General features: G+C 37.9%; 18 protein-coding genes. All 18 read right to left on the reverse strand.

The window, feature by feature from the left end:
• Positions 1-99 precede the first annotated feature (99 nt).
• Positions 100-486, reverse strand: a complete 387-nt coding sequence (locus tag AC4D4B_RS17575) for an FtsB family cell division protein (RefSeq protein WP_491000648.1) — start codon at positions 484-486, stop codon at positions 100-102.
• A 13-nt stretch (positions 487-499) separates the two neighbouring features.
• Complete coding sequence (gene yabQ / locus AC4D4B_RS17580) at positions 500-1,150, reverse strand: spore cortex biosynthesis protein YabQ (RefSeq protein ID WP_490997199.1); 651 nt, start codon at positions 1,148-1,150, stop codon at positions 500-502.
• Positions 1,147-1,452, reverse strand: a complete 306-nt coding sequence (gene yabP, locus AC4D4B_RS17585) for a sporulation protein YabP (RefSeq protein ID WP_490997200.1) — start codon at positions 1,450-1,452, stop codon at positions 1,147-1,149. The genes yabQ and yabP overlap by 4 nt, the downstream gene beginning before the upstream one ends.
• Before the next feature lie 64 nt (positions 1,453-1,516).
• A complete protein-coding gene (locus AC4D4B_RS17590) occupies positions 1,517-1,783 on the reverse strand; it encodes an RNA-binding S4 domain-containing protein (RefSeq protein WP_066103147.1) in 267 nt (88 codons plus the stop codon).
• Between the two features lie 26 nt (positions 1,784-1,809).
• Positions 1,810-3,273: a bifunctional methyltransferase/pyrophosphohydrolase YabN gene (gene yabN, locus AC4D4B_RS17595; RefSeq protein WP_491000649.1), complete on the reverse strand. Its 1,464-nt coding sequence runs from the start codon at positions 3,271-3,273 to the stop codon at positions 1,810-1,812.
• A 12-nt stretch (positions 3,274-3,285) separates the two neighbouring features.
• Positions 3,286-4,902, reverse strand: coding sequence for a putative polysaccharide biosynthesis protein (locus tag AC4D4B_RS17600; RefSeq protein WP_491000650.1), 1,617 nt, complete (start codon positions 4,900-4,902; stop codon positions 3,286-3,288).
• A 179-nt stretch (positions 4,903-5,081) separates the two neighbouring features.
• Entirely contained in the window at positions 5,082-5,618 is a 537-nt protein-coding gene (spoVT, locus tag AC4D4B_RS17605) for a stage V sporulation protein T (RefSeq protein WP_490997203.1), read from the reverse strand.
• Positions 5,619-5,818: 200 nt separating this feature from the next.
• Entirely contained in the window at positions 5,819-9,355 is a 3,537-nt protein-coding gene (mfd, locus tag AC4D4B_RS17610; protein ID WP_491000651.1) for a transcription-repair coupling factor, read from the reverse strand.
• A 117-nt stretch (positions 9,356-9,472) separates the two neighbouring features.
• Entirely contained in the window at positions 9,473-9,703 is a 231-nt protein-coding gene (locus AC4D4B_RS17615) for an anti-sigma-F factor Fin (protein ID WP_490997205.1), read from the reverse strand.
• A 78-nt stretch (positions 9,704-9,781) separates the two neighbouring features.
• A complete protein-coding gene (gene pth / locus AC4D4B_RS17620; RefSeq protein ID WP_491000652.1) occupies positions 9,782-10,345 on the reverse strand; it encodes an aminoacyl-tRNA hydrolase in 564 nt (187 codons plus the stop codon).
• Positions 10,346-10,557: 212 nt separating this feature from the next.
• The gene (locus tag AC4D4B_RS17625; protein WP_491000653.1) at positions 10,558-11,166 is read right to left on the reverse strand and encodes a 50S ribosomal protein L25/general stress protein Ctc; all 609 of its coding nucleotides are present in this window, start codon (positions 11,164-11,166) and stop codon (positions 10,558-10,560) included.
• 146 nt (positions 11,167-11,312) lie between these two features.
• Positions 11,313-12,266: a ribose-phosphate diphosphokinase gene (locus tag AC4D4B_RS17630; protein ID WP_066103164.1), complete on the reverse strand. Its 954-nt coding sequence runs from the start codon at positions 12,264-12,266 to the stop codon at positions 11,313-11,315.
• Between the two features lie 15 nt (positions 12,267-12,281).
• Positions 12,282-13,655 (reverse strand): bifunctional UDP-N-acetylglucosamine diphosphorylase/glucosamine-1-phosphate N-acetyltransferase GlmU, encoded by a 1,374-nt coding sequence (glmU, locus tag AC4D4B_RS17635; RefSeq protein ID WP_490997208.1) that lies wholly within the window; start codon positions 13,653-13,655, stop codon positions 12,282-12,284.
• Between the two features lie 205 nt (positions 13,656-13,860).
• Entirely contained in the window at positions 13,861-14,154 is a 294-nt protein-coding gene (gene spoVG, locus AC4D4B_RS17640) for a septation regulator SpoVG (protein ID WP_066103170.1), read from the reverse strand.
• A 168-nt stretch (positions 14,155-14,322) separates the two neighbouring features.
• The gene (gene purR / locus AC4D4B_RS17645) at positions 14,323-15,144 is read right to left on the reverse strand and encodes a pur operon repressor (RefSeq protein WP_490997209.1); all 822 of its coding nucleotides are present in this window, start codon (positions 15,142-15,144) and stop codon (positions 14,323-14,325) included.
• 53 nt (positions 15,145-15,197) lie between these two features.
• Positions 15,198-16,067, reverse strand: coding sequence for a 4-(cytidine 5'-diphospho)-2-C-methyl-D-erythritol kinase (gene ispE, locus AC4D4B_RS17650; protein ID WP_491000654.1), 870 nt, complete (start codon positions 16,065-16,067; stop codon positions 15,198-15,200).
• 188 nt (positions 16,068-16,255) lie between these two features.
• Positions 16,256-16,411, reverse strand: a complete 156-nt coding sequence (locus AC4D4B_RS17655) for a small, acid-soluble spore protein, alpha/beta type (protein ID WP_066103234.1) — start codon at positions 16,409-16,411, stop codon at positions 16,256-16,258.
• Positions 16,412-16,548: 137 nt separating this feature from the next.
• A complete protein-coding gene (gene veg, locus AC4D4B_RS17660; protein WP_066103179.1) occupies positions 16,549-16,806 on the reverse strand; it encodes a biofilm formation stimulator Veg in 258 nt (85 codons plus the stop codon).
• Positions 16,807-17,217 lie beyond the last annotated feature (411 nt).

The following is a 17,217-nucleotide window of genomic DNA, read 5'->3' on the forward strand; positions in this document are numbered from 1 at the left end:
TGCTCCTCCTTAAGAAATTAAAAAAATAAAATAATGGAAGTTATAGCTTCCCCTTATATTATAATCACTGAAAAAAATATGTGTCAACGTGAGGGATATCTACTTGCCCTCATTTTCGGGAAGATTGAATATTATTTCTCCATCATCTGATAGAAAATATTCCTTACGCGCAAACTTTGCTATATATTCATCATCATTCAATTTAATGATTTCTTCTTTTAATCTTGCTTCATCCTTTTGAAGATCTGACAATTTCGCTTTCAATTCAATTTTAGTTTCTTCTTTGTCCTTCAAAGCGGAATGTTGAGAAAAGAGTGTTGTAAGAACGATCCCAGTTGTTATGATGGCAAAAAGTGCAAATAATACTAGCCTTCTTGTCAATCCTAATTTCTTTTTCTCAAAGGACTGGGTTCGTTTCTCTTGATAGTGGACATATGGCGTATCGATTTGTTTGATATTTTCCTTCTTTTTATCAAGCGATCCCATTTCCTTTCCCCCTTTAAGACTTATTTGTCCATTTTTTAATAATTTTATTGATAGTATTCTTCAACTTTTTTCCAATTCCTGCTAGATTATCAAAAAACTTTTCGACAGGTGCTCGCACACGGCCAGGAATTCTCTTCCACAGCCATGCCACCGTACTAGTAAAGGGATAGAAGAGTATCCTTACTATCGATATTAATGCCTTTAAAAGATACTTGGCAAGCCATAATAGAGGATTTCCAAACTTTAGCAACAATTGAAATATAAACAATATAATAGTAATAATTAACGTAATTAACCCTTTTATTGGTCGAATGAATAAGAGAGCTCCCAATTTTGCAAGGAATTTACCGGATTGATGAGTCCAATAAATAGTCATTTCCAGCAATCTTTTATATAAATTTCTAAGAAGGGCTTGATAGGCGGAATACCCGCATAGCAGCGCCAATATGATATAAAAGCGCCATTCTCCCTGATTGGATTCGTACAAAACATAGAAAATGAGCAAGGCCTGAATGCACCAAAATAAGATGTCGTTAATAAAAACAAACCATACTTTTCTCTTTGCTCTAACTAAAAAACGGTTGTAGGTATCAAATGCCGCTCCAAAGTAAATACCCATGCCAATCATGGATAAAAGAGTTACAAACTGGGTGTCCAGACTCATCTGAACAGTTTGCCAAAGAATCCTTTAGCTTTCTCCCCACTATGTTCGTCCAGGTAATTGATTTCAATTATTTTTCCTTTAATTGATACAATTCCTTTATCAACATCCAGATTCTTCATTTGTAGATTTTGCCCTCTGACAGAAAGAAACCCCATCACAGTTTCGAGAAGGAACTCTTCATTGTCAAAGCTCTCTACCTGCTTAACACCTGATATATCGAGAAGCCTTCTACCCTTCATGCTAATATCGTGATCAGGTCCAGCTGATTTACTCGTTTGGTTTGTATCATAGTATTGGTTCATCCTAATCCCCCATTATCAAACATTTGTACAAGTGTATGATAGGATGATAGGAATTAGACCATGCTTAAAACGACTCTGATAGTTTTGCTTCTTTTATGAGGGTATACATTCCTGCCGCCTCATCCTTCTTCGTTGTCTCCAGAAGTTTATCTACACGGACAGTCAGTACTTTTTGCCCCAATCTGATATCTAAAATATCTCCAATCTTTACATCGGCTGAAGCTTTGGATTCTTTACCATTTATTTTAATTCTTCCTTGATCTGCTACTTCTTTTGCAATCGTTCTCCTTTTAATAATCCGGGAAACCTTTAAAAACTTATCTAATCTCATTATGTATTAAACCTCCATTTATTCCTTTATATACCTGACTTTTTGGCCTGTTCCCAAAACTCATCAAGCTCCTTCAGTGTATAATCGCTCCATGCTTTTCCTGATTCCCTTACACATTCATTTACAAACAAAAATCTCTTTCTAAATTTTTGATTTGTCCGATGCAGTGCCTCTTCAGGGTTGATTTTTAACAATCTGGCCACATTTACAAGGGCAAACAGAACATCTCCAAATTCAGATTCTATATTATGGGTGTCTGTTTTATTCCCATTCCACTCTGATTTAAATTCATCAAGCTCTTCAAAAACCTTTTCCCAGGCAGGTGAAACATCATTCCAATCAAAGCCAAATTTAGAGGCTTGCCTCTGAATATCAAAAGCCTGCATAAGATTCGGCAAATGAGTGCTGACATCCAAGATGGAATCAGGAGAATTTGAACCTTCTTCCTTTTTAATCCTCTGCCAGGTTTCCTCTACATCTCTTGCGGATTCTGCCCTTTCATCACCAAAAACATGGGGATGTCTGCGCACCATTTTTTCAGATATACCTTGAATGACATCATCAATGGAAAAGTATCCTTCATCTTCTCCGATTCTGGCATGCAACATCACCTGAAGCAATACATCACCAAGCTCCTCAATTATGTGATCAATATCACCTTCATTAATTGCATCAATCAGTTCATAAGCTTCTTCAAGTAAATACTTTCTTAGTGATTCATGAGTCTGTTCCCTGTCCCATGGGCACCCCTCCGGAGATCTGAGTTTATCAATGATCTCTCGCAGCTTCCAAAACTCCTTATATTGATATTCTTCCTTCTGAACCGGAGGTACATAAACTGATGTTAAATTGCTTAATTGCATAGCACGATCCAACTCATAAAGTCGCATACGTTCAACTGATTCAGAGCTCATCCCTGCACCGGTCACTAAATAAACCTCATGATCATCCGGATATTTTTCCATTAAGGTCAGCTTCACTTCGGAAGCAACAAAGGCATCATAAACCTGACTTACAATTATATGCTGAGTGATATTGACATCCCTCAAGGAAAGGTCCGTACCATCTAGAAATTGAAAACCCTCAACTGGGTCCACTTTAATGGATGTGAACATGGCATCGAGGAAGCTTTGGCCACCTTTAATATGTACAGGTATCCTTCTCTTTTCACCTTCCGAAAGCAAGATTTGGACTGTCTTTTCAGCAATTAGCGGATGCCCCGGCACACTATAGATTACATCCTGGACCTTAGCCTTCTGAATTAGCACTTCTGCAATCTCCTCATAAACTGCTTCGAACTGATCATGCTTCTCATAGATGGAGTCAAAGCTCTCAACCTCTAGACCCTCAGCCGCCAATTCTTTCAATACCGGGTGTTCAATAGTTCTCGCATATACAAACTCTGCGTTTTTCAATAATTTATAAATGCCCAAAGGCATTTGATCAAGCTCTCCTGCCCCTAAACCTATAATTGTGATTTGGTTAGTCACACTTCAGCTCTCCTAACGTTTGAATTTCTCTTTGTGCATAATTCTTATCAAATGATGTCCTCCCGGTAGATGGGCCAGTTCATCATTTTTAAATAGTTTCATTTTAAGCAGCATATACAGATAAATCATTCCTCCGATTGCAACGGAACTTAATGCATGTATGGAGGCCAGTATTCTTGACTGACCAAGTTCACCCACAAAAAAGGAAAATAAAGCTGAATAGCCTTTTAATACAATATACATGACAATACCGGCTATCACCAAGCTTGCTATATGATAAATTTCCATATTCCTACCAGTTATTCGTTTTTCTATCAGATAAAGCAGCAGGATGCAAGCAGCCATCATTGCAAGAAGACTTGCGTACGCAGCCCCTTTTATTCCGCTTCCCGCAATCAACCAAGGATTTAAAAAGACTTTAATCCCTATCGATAGTAGAATAACCACAACTGATGATTTCCAAAACCCCATTGTTTGCAAAATAGTTGAGCATGTCACCAGGAGGGATGCGAATAATATTAGGATAGCGAGTACACTTAATGCCCCAATCCCTTCATCATCTTTAAAAAGCATAATATTCACTGACTGGATAATTCCTAATAACCCAATAGCTGCTCCAACTCCAATAGCAGAACTGATTTTAATAGCCAATCTGCACATTTTCTTAATTTCTTCGATTTCTTTACTTTTTTGCAAGTTGGTTAATACGGGGACAATGGATAAAGAAAGTGAAGTGGCTACAACAAGCCCTACCTGTATCAACGGTTGCCCTCGGTCATAAACACCCTTCATCGCTTTTGCTTCCTCTGCAGGTATCCCTTGTGCAAGGAGATTCGTATACAGTTGGAAGGAGTCAATTAATTGAAGTAGTAGCAAGTACATATTACTTAAACAAAAACCTAGCCCCTGAAATAAAAGGACTGCTCCCGTTTTGATTAGTACTTCCTTTTCTGGCATCAGTGCTGGAAAATAATCATGGCGTTCTCTCCATAAATAAAGACCCAGGACAACAATAGCTGCAACACCTCCAATTAAGGACCCTGCTATCGCATTTTCACCAACGGTGTATAAAGAATACTCAAATTTCATAAGCAAATATGTACCAATCAAAATAAAGGCAACCCTAAATAGCTGCTCAAAGGTTTGGGAAAGCGCTGTTGGAAGCATATTTCCCTCTGCCTGATAAGTACCCCTTACAATGGAAATAAAGGGCATTAGCAAAAAGGAAAAGGCCACCATGCGAATTAAAGGGGCAAGTTGAATATCATTCATAACCTTAGCTATCAAATCGGCTCCTAAATATAGCAACACAAACAATATAATTCCAAAGAGAGCAACCCATATAAAAGAAGCTGCTATTATTTTTTTCTTTTCTCTATTTACAGTACCCGACCTGTTAAATTCAATCAGCAGCTTAGAAATACCAACCGGGAATCCATAAGTAGCCAGAACAACAGCTATTCCGTAAAAAGGATACACCTGTTGATAAATATAAAAACCCGTGTCCCCAGCCATATTCTGAAAAGGAACTCGGTATATAGCACTCAATATTTTTACGATTAAAGCTGCTGCTGTCAGAATAACAGCGCCTTTTAAAACTTTGTGTGAAGAATCATTCTGACGGCTCATCCAAATAAAGCACCTCTCTATCTATTTCCAAAACATTATAACATAAGCGAATATAATGGCTATTTGGTGCAATGCTTAGCTCTTTTTCATAGTTAAAGGATTATTTTCAGGATACAAAAAAAGGTTAATTGGAAACTCCTTGGAGTTTTCACAATTAACCGTTAAACAATAATATATTATTATTGTTCCATTTGCTTCGCAAGGAAGCTTGCAGCTGTTTCGATTGCTTTTAATTCAATTTCACCAACTGTAGCTTCTTTAGCAAAAATCACAACAGCGCCGATTGGATCGCCGTTTGCAACAATTGGAGCCACTGTGTAGGAAGCTACCTCTTCATCAACGCCATCTACAAGTGAAAAAGAACCTTTTTGAGTATGTAGAACTGAGTTACGATCCTCCATAATTTTCTCTACAGAGTCACTGATTGCTTTATTTAGGAATTCTTTTTTAGAGCTTCCTGCTACTGCGATATATGTATCACGGTCACAGATTAAAACTGGGTTTCCTAAGCTATCATAAAGTGCCTCTGCATATTCTTTAGAGAAGTCTCCAAGTTCGCTGATAGGAGAATATTTCTTTAAAATTACTTCGCCATCTCTGTCAACGAAAATTTCTAAAGGATCTCCCTCGCGGATTCTCAATGTTCTTCTGATTTCTTTTGGAATAACAACGCGTCCTAGATCATCTATACGACGAACAATACCAGTTGCTTTCATTCTATGTTGCCTCTCTTTCATCGGGTTGATTTTTTGCGACACATCCTGCTGCCCAAATCGACTATGCCGCCGATGTTGTACATAGTATTTTTCTAATGGTAACTTCTATACATAAAGAAAATTTTTTCTTTATGTATCACCATAAAAAGGAGGGCATTGGTACACTTGATTGCTTTAAAAAGCGCATAGTTCACTTTTTACTATTCAGTCTTTTCTTTAACCTTTTTGTTACGTTCCAATTCAGAAACTAATTCAAAGGCAGCATTGAGCCAGTCCTGAACCGGTACTTTCTTTACGTATAAAACCATTTTCAAGCGATTAGCCTCCATACCCAGTCCGACCATACGGCCAAACTTTGAAGCAGATCTGAATAATACATGTCCATCAATTTCTTTACTTGTTTTTTCAGAGGTGATAATAGTAACTTCATCTTTTGTCTGCTTAATTAATTCTACACCTGCCCGAATAGCAAGAACTTTAATTTCTGCAATTTTAAATAGGTAGGTAACTTCTTGTGGGAATTCTCCAAATCGGTCAAGCATTTCCTCCTGAAGTTCATCCAATTCCTCAGAAGTTGATATGCTTCTGAAACGTTTGTACATTTCGATTTTTTGATTACCGTCAGAAATATAAGAATCCGGAATATATGCATCAACTTTAAGATCAATTTCAATCAGATTATGGACTTCTTTATTGGTATCCCCTTTTCGTTCCTGAATTGCTTCTTTGAGCATCTGGGAATAAAGGTCAAATCCAACAGAATCGATAAAGCCATGCTGCTCCGCACCCAAAAGATTACCTGCACCTCGAATGGTCAGATCCCTCATTGCTATTTTAAAGCCTGAACCCAACTCTGTAAATTCCTTTATTGCCTGTAATCTTCTTTCTGCAACCTCTGTCAATACCTTATCCTGCTTATAAGTAAAATACGCATATGCTACACGATTGGATCTTCCAACCCTTCCCCGTAGTTGATATAACTGGGATAAGCCCATCCTGTCTGCATCATAAACGATGAGTGTATTGACATTAGGAATATCCACTCCAGTCTCAATTATGGTAGTACTTACCAACACATCAGCCTCACCCTCAAGGAAACTGTACATGACAGATTCAAGCTCACTTTCTGTCATTTTTCCATGCGCGGTCACGATTTTGGCATCCGGGATTAGCATCGACAGCTCTTCAGCTCTTCTTTCAATATCCTCTACACGGTTATACAAATAGTATACCTGTCCTCCCCTTGCCATCTCCCGTTCAATTGCTTCTCGTGCTAGCATCGGATTATATTCCATTACATAGGTTTGCACAGGGAAACGATTCTCCGGAGGTGTTTCAATTACCGAAAGATCCCGCACACCAAGCATGGACATATGCAAGGTTCTTGGTATTGGGGTAGCTGTCAGAGTCAGAACATCTACATTTGTTTTTAATTGTTTAATTTTTTCTTTATGTGTTACACCAAATCGTTGCTCTTCATCTACAACAAGCAAGCCCAGATCTCGATAAACGATATCTTTCGATAAAATTCTATGTGTTCCAATAACTACATCAACTGTTCCATTTTTCAGGCCTTTAATCGTCTCATTCTGCTGTTTTTTGGTTCTGAATCTACTTAAAAGGCCGATGTTGATCGGGAAATCCTGAAACCTTTCACGCATTGTCTCATAATGCTGCTGGGCAAGAATGGTAGTGGGCACTAAAAAGGCAACCTGTTTACCATCAGCAACAGCTTTAAATACAGCCCGAATGGCAACCTCGGTCTTTCCATATCCTACATCGCCACATAGTAAACGATCCATTGGACGTTCACGTTCCATATCCTTCTTGATCTCGACAATAGATCTCAGCTGATCATCTGTTTCCTTATATGGAAAAGAAGCTTCAAAATCCTTCTGCATTTCTCCATCCGGCATAAAAGCATAGCCCTTCGCCGTCTCTCGTTCCGCATATAATTTGATTAAATCATCAGCTATATCCTGAACAGTAGATTGAACCTTGCTTTTTACGCGTGTCCAATCATTACCGCCAAGCTTATACATTTTAGGTTCTTTACCTTCTGAACCAACATATTTCTGAATCAGGTCAATTTGATCTACTGGCACATAAAGCTTATCAGTTCCCTGATAGCGAATATGAAGATAATCTTTATGAATTCCATTAATCTCTAATGTTTCAATACCAATAAACTTCCCTATCCCGTGATTTACATGGACAACATAATCTCCTGGCTTTAATTCGGAATAATTTTTTATACGTTCTGCATTGGACATTTTTTGCCTTCTGGCTGATTTCCTTGTTCGCTTATTAAACAGTTCTTTTTCCGTAATAAGGGCTAGTCTCTGCATAGGAAGCTCGAATCCAGTCAGTAGCTGCCCCTCCATAATCTGCAGGGATTCTATCTTAATATCATCTTTATTTTGTACAAAGCTTGCGTCCACTTCATAATCCTCTAAGATACGCTCTATTCTCTTGACCCGCTCCTCATCGGCACCCATAAGAACAACTGTGTATTTTCCTTTTTTCCAGCGTTCTACCTCAGCTTTAAATAAATTCATCTGCCCATGGAAATCCTGCATTTGCTTGCAGCTGATATTTACGATGTTTTGAGGGCTTGTTTGAGGCACATGCCTTAAAAACAGTGACATATAAATATGCGGATATTTATGTTGACCCATAAGTGAAGAGAGTGAATGAGATAGAGTAATATCATGAATAATTTTCCCCTCATCCAGTAGAGTTGTATAATATTCCGCCTCTTCCTTATCTAGCTGTTCTCCCATCTCCTGAATCCTACTGATTTCATCAAAAATGACGATACTCTCTGTCGGAATATAATCTAGCAAACTAGCCTGTTTATCATAGGCCAGTGACATATATTGAGTGATATGGTCAAATTTATTCCCGCTTCTAAGCATTTCAATTTCATGCTCGATTTGCTGAACCATCCGCTCTTGCGCCTCTGCATTTTTAATTCTTTTTAAGGATTGACTTAAGCCGGCTTCTAAACGCTCTGCTATTTGAGCTACATTGCCCTTATTCAAAATAATTTCATTGACCGGACTGATCAATGCCTTTTTAACCTTTTCTAGCGATTTTTGATCTTCAGCTGAAAATATACGAATGGAATCAATCTCTGTATCAAACAATTCAATTCGGAAAGGGTTTTCTTCTGTCAGAGGATAGATATCCAATATTCCACCTCTAAGAGAAAACTCACCTGGAGTCGATACCATATCTGTTCTAGAATATCCAAGCGATACTAAATTCTCTAATACACTCTCGATATTCAGATCATCGCCCACATTCCATTCAATCAAAGATTCCTTCCAAACAGACCGAGGTGGAAGTACCTTTTTAATACCGGATATCGGAGCAATAATAACTCCGCCATTTCCCTCTTTTGCAAGATAATTAAGTGTTTCTATTCTCTGTGTACGCAGTTCAGGACTGGCAACACTTAATTCAGCAGCAATCAATTCATTTGCCGGAAAAAGAAATACCTTATCTTTATTTAAAATCGACGTTAAGTCTTCATATACTTTTTGGGCATGTAAAAGGTTCGGTACCACCACTAAAAGGGGCCGATTTGTTTGTTCATTTAGCGCTGCCATAAAGAGAGAACGCGAAGAACCTGTTAAGCCGGCCAATAATTGTTCCTTCAGACCTTCTTGTAGCCCGTCTGTAATTGATCGGATATCTTTGTTATCTGTAAGCAGTTGCTGCAATTTATTCATATAATCCGTCCTCCCTTCAGCCTTCTCCATAATTTATATATTTATAGTTGGTCTGCTATGTGAAAATAATAAACAGAAAAACGCTTTGGAATTATTCATCCAAAGCAGTCCACTGTCTTATTGTATTAAGTGTTCGAGCAAATGATAGTCTGGATTTTGATCCAGAGTATTCTGGCAGCTTTCACAAATCGATCGAATGCGAATAGTTCCATTCTCTCCATATTCAATAATCTCTTTTCTTTCCTCGGTTGAAAGAAAATCATAAACCGATTGATATATTTCATCCTGCTGTTCGCTAATCTCACCTAAAGTATGCCCACAGTGCCTGCAGCAATAATGTAGCGTCATATCATACCCTCCGCTTATTATATACCGCTAGTATGCACCTTTATCTTATTGTTTATTCAGTCTAGTAGAAGGATATGATTATTGTCCATTAAATGAGTTTATAACCTTTAAAAATGGCTCATTAAGCCATTGATCGCAAACTTTTAAGGATTTATCAATAGCCTCCTTCATGACTTCCCATTCATCATCTTTGAAATTGGTCAGCACGTAATCAGGCACTGGAATTCTTCCTTCCGGCCTGCCAATCCCAACTCTTATACGGTTAAAACTATCTCCGCCTAAATGCTGGATGGTTGATTTCATCCCATTATGGCCCCCGGCGCTTCCCTTTTGTCTGAGTCGAACTTTACCCCTTGGTAAATCAAGATCATCATAGATAATCGCAATATCATTCAAATCTATTTTATAAAAACGGGCTAACGGAGCAATGGCTTCCCCCGAAAGATTCATATAAGTCAATGGCTTTAATAAAACGACCTTTTCTCCATTAACGGTTCCTGTTCCATATAAGCCATTATATTTACTTTGATTCATTTTAATATTCCAGCGTTCAGCCAAATAATCAATGATTAAAAACCCGATATTATGACGTGTTCGCTCATACTGTGATCCTGGGTTTCCAAGACCTACAATCAACTTCATACCTTTACACATCCTTGTGAATATCAAACTAATTAGTTTCCTCTTAACATTTTATACTGTTTCATCCTCAAAGGAAAATAAGGATAACAAAAATTTGTGATTTTTTTAGCATGTCCCTTTCTCTTTTTTGTCATGATAAAAAAGGCTGCTGAGAAAAGACAATTCTCAACAACCTTCTTATTACGAGTTCTATATTGCTAATCGGTATAATATTAATCTTCTTTATTATCCGCTGTCTCGGCACTTACCTCTTCTTCAGCATCATCCGTATCAACTGTAGGAGGAAGGATGGATGCAACGACTTCATCCTCATCCTGTGAAATGGTATAAGAACCATCTACATTTAAATCAGCGACGATAATGGAATCACCAATTTTTAATTCTGAAACGTCATATTCGATTGAGCCTGGAATATTATCCGGCTTAGAGGATACTGTTACGGTGTGCAGAGTTTGTTGCAGCATACCGCCGGATTTTACTCCCTCTGCCTGTCCAACAAGGTCAATTCGCACCTCTACATCGATTTCCTGTGACATATTCACGATCAAAAAGTCAGCATGCATAATATTCCCTTTTATAGGATCTTGTTGATACTCTGTAAGCATTACCTTTTCTTTACTACCATTTATCTCAATCGATAGTACGCCATTGCGTCCACTTTCTTTAATCACCTTTAAAAAACTACCTTCATCTACAAATATTGTCTTCGCTTCTTTTTGATTCCCATATACTACTGCAGGGAAATTACCTTTTGCTCTTAATTCTCTTAAAGATGAGTGTCTCAAATCTGTTCTTTCACTTACTGTTAAAGTTGTAACCATTTTGCTTCACCATCCTAATCTATTTTAAATATCCCCCTTTCATATTCCCTAATCTCCCGAACTCGAAACAATTCACTCACTACTATAGGTAAAGTTCCATTAAATGATCCTAAATAAAAGAAGTCTGCCTTATGGCAGACTTCTGATCAATCGAATAATGTACTTACTGATTGTTCCTCATGAACACGGATAATTGCCTCTCCAATTAAAGAAGCCACTGATAGATTTACGATCTTATCAATTCTTTTTTCTTCTGGTAGTGCAATGGTGTTTGTAACAGCCAGTTCTTTAATTTTGGAGCTTTGAATTCTCTCGATTGCCGGACCTGATAGTACTGGATGTGTACAGCAGGCATAAACTTCTTTTGCTCCATTTGCAATTAACGCATTGGCAGCTAGTGTAATGGTACCGGCAGTATCAATAATATCATCAATTAAGATAGCTGTTTTTCCTTCAATGTTGCCAACAATATTCATTACTTCTGCAACATTTGGTCTTGGACGGCGTTTATCAATTATCGCAATAGGTGCTTTCAAGCGATCAGCCATTTTACGGGCTCTTGTTACTCCGCCATGATCTGGAGATACAATAACGATATCCTCCAAATTCTTCTGTTGGAAATAATCCGCAAGAATTGGCACACCCATTAAGTGGTCAATCAGAATATCAAAGAATCCCTGAATTTGAGGAGCATGAAGATCAAGCGTAATGACACGGGATGCCCCTGCTGTTTCCAATAAATTAGCTACAAGCTTGGCTGTAATAGGTTCACGTGCTCTTGCTTTTCTATCCTGACGCGCATAACCATAATAAGGCATAACAATATTAATGGTCTTAGCAGACGCTCTTTTCAGCGCATCAATCATAATTAGCAGTTCCATTAGATGTTCATTTACAGGCTGGCTTGTTGATTGAATGACATAAACATCGCATCCGCGAATACTTTCTTCAATATTGATTTGTACTTCACCATCGCTAAATTGCGACACTGTGCATTTTCCTAATTCAACGCCAATCTCTTTTGCAATTTCTTCTGCTAATCCGGGATTCGAATTAAGAGAAAAAACCTTTAAATTAGGATCTAAATATCGATTTGACATTATGGGCCTCCAAGACTATTTTTTAAGATTTAACTTGCCTACATAATTTTCTTTGTTTACCTGACGTGCACGGGCAACTGATAATGCCTCACCTGGAACATCTTTCGTAATTGTTGAACCAGCGGCAACATATGCTCCCTTGCCTACAGTTACGGGAGCAACCAGGTTCGAGTTACAACCGATAAAAGCTCCGTCTTCAATCGTAGTCAGGAATTTATTTTTACCATCATAATTTACCGTGATGCTTCCGCATCCAACATTTACACCTTCTCCAACATTTGCATCCCCTAAGTAACTTAAATGAGATGCCTTGCTTCCTTTACCAAAGGTGGTTTTTTTGATTTCAACAAAGTTTCCAATTTTAACATCGTCCATAATATTGGATTGAGGACGAATGTGGGCGAAAGGTCCTATTTGAACCTCAGATCCAATTTGGCTATCATGTGCAACCGATTGGCGAATAACCGTATTATCTCCAATATTACAATTTTCGATTTCCGTATTCGGCCCTATTTTACAGTTGCTTCCTATTACTGTATGACCAGTAATAGTCGTACCTGGATATATATATGAGTCCGTTCCTATTTGTACATCTTTATGGATATATGTGTTTTCCGGATCTACAATAGTGACTCCATTACGCATATGCTGTTCATTAATACGACGTTTCATATATGTTTCTGCCTGTGACAGTGCTACTCGATCATTAATACCTAGCGTTTCTGCAAAATCAGGTGTCTCATATGCAGAAATAATTTCTCCCTGTTTCTTTAGTATCTCAATAACATCCGGTAAATAGTATTCACCCTGTGCATTATGATTAGAAACATTTTTTAAGCAATCAAATAAGAGCTTATTATCAAAACAGTAAGTACCAGTGTTAATCTCTTCAATAAGCAATTCTTCTTCAGTTGCATCTTTATGTTCTACAATTTTCTCAACCAAGCCCTCTTTGTTTCGCACGATACGACCATAACCAGCAGGATTGGTTGTTCGTGCCGTGAGGATTGTAGCTTTTGCTTTTTGCTCAGCGTGCAGATTTAATAATGCATCTAACGTTTCTGCTGTAATAAGAGGTGTATCTCCGCAAATCACAAGAGTTGTGCCTTCTTCACTACCAAGTAGGTCCTGTGCTTGCATAACCGCATGGGCAGTTCCTAATTGTTCTGCTTGCAGTGCATATTCAGTCTTGTCCTTTAAGACTGACTTAACCTCTTCAGCGCCATGACCAATAATCGTTACAATTTTTTCCGCCTTAATGGATGATACGTTATCTATAACATGTTCTACCATCGGCTTGCCGCATACGGGATGTAATACTTTATATAAGCTGGATTTCATTCTCGTCCCTTTTCCCGCAGCCAGTATTACAGCATTTCGGTTCGTCATGATTGCCCTCCGTTTACCTTTTTATCCATTACGAATATACCTTAACTCCATGTTCTTTTCAAGAAGGGGAGTTAAAACCATGAATTAATTTATAATTTTTTGAAGAGAAATGCACTGGAGAGTATTGGAGGAATTTGTGAAGAAAAATAAAAAAGAGCCTCTCAGATGGTCGGCTCTAGATGTTGATTTTAAAATTTTCTATTTATTAAGATGCTCCTGCTCCTTCTAACTCTACCTCTTCCATTTCACCAATACGGTGATACTCGGCAAGAACAGCTTCCTGGATTTTACCGCGCGTTCCAGAATTGATTGGATGAGCGATATCACGGAACTCTCCATCTGGAGTGCGTTTGCTTGGCATTGCCACAAACAGGCCATTATTCCCATCTATAACTCGAATATCATGAACAACAAATTCATTATCCAAAGTAATGGATGCAATCGCCCTCATTCTACCATCTGTATTGACGCGGCGTAATCTTACGTCAGTCACTTCCATCTATGTCACCACCTTTTATAATGCGAATTACTAAACTATTTCCACAAAAATTATGATATTCCTTCTTTTTTTTGAAAAATATAGAAATTATTTGTGAAATTTTTTAATAACTGAATATAATCGCAGTATAAAAGGCACTGAACACCCAATCGGTTATGCTGATTACTCCTACTTAGATCGGAAGAAATTACCTTTATTTACCTTAATTGTTTTATCCTTCATATTCACATCCGTCAATTTAATCAAAGATAGGTACTCATCGACAAGACGCTCCTCAGAATTTTCAGCTTCAACTAACACAGCAATCCCTGCTACATTTGCATCAAATTCCTCAATTAAGTTAATCATGCCGTTTACGGTTCCGCCGGCTTTCATGAAGTCATCCACAATCAAAACCTTCGAATCCCTTTTAAGACTTTTTTTCGACAAGACCATTGTTTGAATTCTTTTATTTGAGCCTGATACATAATTAATGCTTAATGTCGGACCTTCTGTTACTAATGAATCTCTTCTGACAATAACCACAGGAACATTTAAATAGTGAGCTACTGAATATGCTAAAGGAATACCTTTTGTTGCTACTGTCATAACAACGTCAATATTTTGGTTTGCATAATGCGAAGCAATTAGTTTTCCTACATTACTAATTATTTTTGGCTGCCCCAAAATATCAGTCATATAAAGGTAGCCACCAGGTAATAGTCTTTCAGGTGTCTCCATCAGGGCACATAAATCCTTGATAATTTGATTGGATTCCTCCATGCTCACGCCAACAATATACTTTACTCCGCCAGCCGCTCCAGGGACTGTAACCAACGTTCCATTCCCCATTGCCTCCAAGGTCTGTTTAATAATCACGAGATCCTCACTGATAGAAGACTTCGCAGATTGATATCTTTCCGAGAAAAAGGATAGTGGAATAAGGGTGGAGGGATGATCCATCAAATAGGTTGTCATATCTACAAGACGTTCACTTCTGCGCAATTTCATTTTTACCCCCAGAACACGAATATTTTATTATGATTCTATATTAATGTCCGTACTTATTCAATATCCAGCCTGTTTCCAAGCAGGCGAACTGCATAAACATGTTCACAAAAACCCATTAACCCGTTATAAATCCTTTGCATACGCGAATCATGTTCAACCAAGCCAAATACTGTTGGTCCGCTTCCACTCATTAACACAGCATCAGCTCCAAATCTGCTCATTTGTTCCTTAATCATTTTCACTTCAGGATACATTTTTAACGTTACACTCTCTAAAACGTTCCCCATGCTTTGACACATAGCCTCATAATTTTGATTATATATAGACTCTACCATTGAATTTATATTAGGGTGTGCCAAATCATTTATCTTCAAATTACGATAGACATCTGCTGTAGATACCCCTATTGTTGGCTTCGCCAAAACTACCCAGCAGTTTGGAGGTGCTGGCAGATGCTCAATTCTTTCTCCCCTGCCCCTTGCGATTGCTGTACCACCATGCACACAAAATGATACATCTGATCCTATCTCGGCTCCAAGCTCTGCAAGCTGGTCCATAGAAAGGCCAAGGTTCCAAATACGGTTTAACCCTCTTAATGTTGCCGCAGCATCACTGCTGCCACCTGCAAGACCTGCTGCCACAGGGATATGTTTATCAATGGTTATTTCAATACCTGTATTAATCCCGTATTTCTTTTTCAATAATGCTGCTGCCTGATAAGCTAAATTCCGACTATCATCCGGCACATAGCGATTATGCGAGTTAATTTTTATGGCATTGCTATTTAGTTCCATCAGTTCAATTCTATCTGCTAAATCGACATTAGTCATAACCATTTCAACTTCATGGAAGCCATCTTCCCTTTTATATAAAACATCCAGTGCCAAGTTAATCTTAGCAGGTGCTTTCTCCATCCATTTCATTCTGTTCACCTACTTATCCTTTTGTTACCTTCTCACATTGTACATTTTCGTAACACCAATCGCCACTATTCGTATAAATTTTTCTCTTTAATTTGTGGCGAACAAGAAAACCCCAGGATATAAATCCCTGGGGTTTAATTGCCGTACCGAACAAGTATTAGTTTTCGGAAAGTCGAATGTCACAGCATTTATGATCGATTGGCTAATTGCTGCTCTGCTATTTCAATTGCCCTTTTCACCATATTCCCTGCATCAACGGCTCTAATTCCGCCCCATCCTTCTTTCTGCACTACATCCCAGAAACCAAGTTCCTTAGCAAGCTCTTCTTTAAACTTTTCAGACATCATACTTCTTCTGCCCAAGTTTAACAGCTCCTTTTTATCGGTACGACCTTCATATCATTTATCTAAAACTAAATTTCATAACAGCCAATATATTCATGTAGGCAAATAAAAAAGCAGAGAACTATTGTTCACTGCCGTTACGCCATTTTTCCTGATGTCTCTTCAGTAAATGTTAATTCTACCGTTTCTGTTAATACATCTGCATAGCTGTATGAAACTCTTTCAAAAGAGTTCTCATCCTGATCTAATTCGACAACGAATACTGAGGGATAAGTTTCAGCTAATACACCTGAACGTTCGATAGTTTTTCTTCTACCGCCATTCGCTTTGAGTAGCAACTTCTGTCCCAAATGGGAATCCAAAATCTGTTTAATATCATTCAAACTTTTTGGCATGCTTCGTCCACCTCACTAAAAGTAGTATATCACATAGACTAATGACGGTCAAATAAAATAATAAATTATATCAGTGATCAAATTTGTTTGTCAATGTTTTTCACAAGAAAAATACCGTTTTTTTCTCTCTTTTATTCTACCCTATTCGACAGATAGATATGTATGTAAATTCCAATTACATTATGTTTAAGATTATAGAGGGGATAAATGATTTATTTTGTTGAATAAAACTATCTTGGAGAGGCACTTCTACAAAACATTCTACTCTTCACTAAATACCAGTAAGTAGCCTCACTTTAATAGAGATCAATACGGACTTTTCCCCTTTATCTGGTGGATATACAAAAAAAGCACCGATCATTAGCCATCGGTACTTTTAGCATTAGTAATCATTCTGTTAAGATTCTGCTT

It is taken from the genome of Pradoshia sp. Z6_59 (assembly GCF_058267515.1).

Coding starts and splice junctions, on each gene's coding strand:
- AC4D4B_RS17575 (WP_491000648.1), bottom strand. CDS start 486: ATGGGATCGCTTGATAAAAAGAAGGAAAATATCAAACAAATCGATACG.
- AC4D4B_RS17615 (WP_490997205.1), bottom strand. CDS start 9,703: ATGACGCTACATTATTGCTGCAGGCACTGTGGGCATACTTTAGGTGAG.
- spoVT (WP_490997203.1), bottom strand. CDS start 5,618: ATGAAAGCAACTGGTATTGTTCGTCGTATAGATGATCTAGGACGCGTT.
- AC4D4B_RS17625 (WP_491000653.1), bottom strand. CDS start 11,166: ATGGTTACAACTTTAACAGTAAGTGAAAGAACAGATTTGAGACACTCA.
- AC4D4B_RS17590 (WP_066103147.1), bottom strand. CDS start 1,783: ATGAGATTAGATAAGTTTTTAAAGGTTTCCCGGATTATTAAAAGGAGA.
- veg (WP_066103179.1), bottom strand. CDS start 16,806: ATGCCAAAAAGTTTGAATGATATTAAACAGATTTTGGATTCCCATTTG.
- glmU (WP_490997208.1), bottom strand. CDS start 13,655: ATGACGAACCGAAATGCTGTAATACTGGCTGCGGGAAAAGGGACGAGA.
- AC4D4B_RS17600 (WP_491000650.1), bottom strand. CDS start 4,902: ATGAGCCGTCAGAATGATTCTTCACACAAAGTTTTAAAAGGCGCTGTT.
- yabP (WP_490997200.1), bottom strand. CDS start 1,452: ATGAACCAATACTATGATACAAACCAAACGAGTAAATCAGCTGGACCT.
- mfd (WP_491000651.1), bottom strand. CDS start 9,355: ATGAATAAATTGCAGCAACTGCTTACAGATAACAAAGATATCCGATCA.
- purR (WP_490997209.1), bottom strand. CDS start 15,144: ATGAAATTGCGCAGAAGTGAACGTCTTGTAGATATGACAACCTATTTG.
- pth (WP_491000652.1), bottom strand. CDS start 10,345: ATGAAGTTGATTGTAGGTCTTGGAAACCCAGGATCACAGTATGAGCGA.
- ispE (WP_491000654.1), bottom strand. CDS start 16,067: ATGAAATGGATGGAGAAAGCACCTGCTAAGATTAACTTGGCACTGGAT.
- yabQ (WP_490997199.1), bottom strand. CDS start 1,150: ATGAGTCTGGACACCCAGTTTGTAACTCTTTTATCCATGATTGGCATG.
- AC4D4B_RS17655 (WP_066103234.1), bottom strand. CDS start 16,411: ATGTCTGAAAAGTTTAAAGAAGAGCTTGCTAAGGAACTTGGTTTCTGG.
- AC4D4B_RS17630 (WP_066103164.1), bottom strand. CDS start 12,266: ATGTCAAATCGATATTTAGATCCTAATTTAAAGGTTTTTTCTCTTAAT.
- spoVG (WP_066103170.1), bottom strand. CDS start 14,154: ATGGAAGTGACTGACGTAAGATTACGCCGCGTCAATACAGATGGTAGA.